A 3165-nucleotide genomic window follows, 5' to 3' on the forward strand; every position below is an offset into this window, starting at 1 on the left:
GACAGGGCGAGGACGGCGTGTACGAGGAGTCCGGCCGCGGCGGCGATCGCCGCCGCCGGGACCGGGATCAGGGCGAGGGCGAGGGCGGCGCCGACGGGGCCGCGGTGGGCGCCGTGCCGGAGCAGGAGCCGGGTCAGGAACAGCAGCAGGGCGAGCGGCACGGCCACCGGGAGCGCGGTGCCGGCGAGCGCTGCCGCCCCCGCGGCGCCCGCGGTGAACACGGCGACGGCCGCGATGAGCAGGGGCCGGGCCCGGTCCGCGAAGTCCTCCAGGGCGCGGCTCGCGCCGAGCCGGGCCCGGGCCCCCGCGGCGAACGCGGCGGCGGTCAGGTGCCCGGGGGCGACGGCCAGCGCGAGGCCGGCCGCGAGGGCGGCGCCGTGCCGGTGTGCGGCCCAGGCCACGAGGGCCGCGGCCAGCAGGTGCGCGGCGTACGGGAACCGGCCCCCGGCGGCCCGCCCCGGCCACACCAGGGCGACGACGGTGACGGCCACGGCGACGGGCCCGGCCCACGCCGGCCCGGCGGCGGCCGCGCCGAACGCGAGGGCCCCGGGCAGCAGCGCGTAGCCGAAGCCCCGGAAGGCCGGGGCCCCTGCGGGGGCCCGGCCGGGCCGGGCGGCGGGGTGCTCCGCGCGCGGGCTCCGGGCGTACAGCTCCTCGGCGAGGGAGAAGACGTCGCGGTGGCGGAAGCGGGCGGCCGTGCGGTCGGTGATGCCGTGGGCCTCCAGGCCGGCGGCGATCTCCAGCGGGTCCACGGCCCGCTCGCACAGCTCACGGTGCCGGTGCAGCAGCGCCTTGACCGGATCCCCCCCGGCCCGCCGCCGCACGGGCTTCACGCCCGCCTCGGCTGCGGGCAGCCCGGCGCCGCCTCCCACCCTGCCGGGGGCGAACTCAGCCTCGCCACTCTCGGCCCCGCCGGACGTAGATCGAGCCTCGCCGGCAAATCCAGCCTCGCCGGCGTGTGAGGCGCGGGGGTCCGGGGGCAGCGCCCCCGGCAACGGCGCCGCGCCGGACCGTGCACCAGAGGACGCCGTCACACCTGCCGCGCCGCTGCCGGGGCGCCGCCCCGGACCCCGCGCCTCACACGCCGGCGGGGCTGATTTCGCCGCGGCCGAGGCTGCGAGATCCCGGGCCGGAGGTGCCGTCGGCAAGGCTGATTTCGTCGCGGCCGACGCCGCGAGATCCCCGGCCGGAAGTGCCGTCGGCAAGGCTGGATCTGGGGCGAACGAGGCTGCGAGATCCTCGGCCTGAGGTGCCGTCGGCAGGGTGGGAAGAGGCAGGGCTCCGAGCGGCCAGGCCTCGGCTGCCACCGGCGAAGCCGGAAGCGGCGGAGCCGGATCGGCCGGGGGTGCGATCTGCGGGTCGACGGTGGTCATACGGCGGCCTCCGAGCTCGGGTCCGGGAGGGGCTCGGCCCAGGTGGGGCTGGTCCAGTGGCCCGGGACGCGGGCCTCCGGGGGCCGGGCGAAGGGGACTTCCCCGGCCGGCCGGGCGGAGCCCTTCGCCAGCAGCCGCAGGTAGATCTCCTGGAAGGCCGCCACGTTCTGCTCGACGGTGAAGAGCTCCAGGGCCCGCGCCCGCGCGGCGGCGCCGAGCCGCTGCGCCCGCTCGGGATCGCGCAACAGCGACAGGCAGGCGTCGGCCAGCGCCCGCGGATTGCGCGGCGGTACGACGAGCCCGGTGCCGCCGATGACCTCGAACACCGCGCCCACGTCGGTGGAGACGGTGGCCCGGCCGCAGAACATCGCCTCGGCCAGGGTCACCGGGAAGCCCTCGATCACGGAGGACAGTACGACGACGCGCCCGGCACCGTACGCCTCGGCCGGCGAGGGCGCCTCGGGCCCGCCGATCTCCTCGAAGGTGACGGGGTTCTCCCCGGCCGTGACCGCGTCGGCGGCCTCGTCGGGGAAGAGCTGCGCGGCCAGCGAGCGGCAGTCGGCGAGGTAGCCGGGCGCCGCGGCGGTGGCGAAGATCCGCAGCCGGGTGCCGGGCGCGGCCCGGCGGACCTCGGCGAAGGCGTGCAGCAGGGCGATGAGGTCCTTGGCGGGCTCTACGCGGCCGACCCACACGAGCGTGTCGGGGTCCCCGCAGTCGGCGGTCTCCCCGACGGAGGCGAATCGGTCCGCCTCCATCCCCGGGTAGACGGTGCGCAGCCGCTCGCGGGTGGCCCCGCACTTCTCCTGCCAGCGGCGGGCGTGCGCGTTGCCGGGGGTCAGGAAGTCGGCCCGGGCGTAGATCTCGACGGCCAGCCGCAGGTGGAAGGCTCCGAGCAGGGCCCGTACGGCGGGGCGGTCGGCCGGCTCGCGCCGTGCGTCGAGCTGGGCGAGGTAGTGGGCCCGGAGCTGGACCCCGTACTCGGTCACCAGCAGCGGGACTCCGCAGAAGCGTTTGGCCAGCAGGCCCGGGAGGGCCGCCACCCCACCCGCCGCCGCGTGACAGATGTCGGCCGCGCCGAGACCGCCGGGGTCCTCGTACCAGTCGAGGGACAACGGCCGCAGCAGCCGCTCCAGTTCGTCCACGGACTCCAGCAGGTCGGTCACCTGCGCCGCCCGTACGGTGCCGCTCGCGCCCGGCGCCCGGCAGGCGGACTCCAGCGCGCGCACCGCGGACTCGGAGCGCAGTGCCGCGTACAGCCCGCCTTGCTCGCGGGCGAGTTCGGCGAGTCCGTACAGCCCGGAGGCGAAGGGGTCGGGCGCGCCGGCGCAGATCCCCTGGACCAGCTCCCGGAAGCACTCGCCGAACCGCCGGCGCTCGCGCCGGGAGTAGCTCCGCCCGTCGTCGGCGGGAGCCCACAGCGGGGCCGTCCGGACGCTGGTGACGTGCTCGGGCAGCGGGACCCGTGCGCGTTCCTGCTCGGCGGTGCGGCTCAGTGCGTAGAGCTCGAACTCGTGCTGCGGGAGACCGCGCACGAGCCGGTCGCACCACAGCCTCGCCTCTCCCGTCGCATACGGATAACCACCTTCCGTGACCAGTCCGATCCGCACGAGTGGCACCCCCGATCTCCCGTCCAGGCGGTCGCCGTCGGTCAGGCGACCCGCCGCGGGAGAACTCAAGCGGATATGCCGAAGGGGGGGGGGGGGGGGGGGGGGGGGGGGGGAGGGGGGGGGGGGGGGGGGGGGGGGGTTGCGGCGTGTTTTTTTTGCGTGTGCCCTGAAAGCCGCGTGGCGGA

General features: G+C 77.5%; 1 protein-coding gene and 1 pseudogene. Both read right to left on the bottom strand.

The genetic code is table 11. The annotated features are described in order from the left end of the window. A pseudogene (locus tag ACZ4VT_RS37285) lies at positions 1 to 833 on the bottom strand (hypothetical protein); the annotation flags it as partial. Between the two features lie 536 nt (positions 834 to 1369). Further along, on the bottom strand, positions 1370 to 2980 hold the full coding sequence (locus ACZ4VT_RS37290; RefSeq protein ID WP_467955807.1) for a DUF3492 domain-containing protein: 1611 nt from the start codon (positions 2978 to 2980) through the stop codon (positions 1370 to 1372). Positions 2981 to 3165: the final 185 nt, after the last annotated feature.

Source organism: Streptomyces sp. NPDC029164, assembly GCF_055563995.1.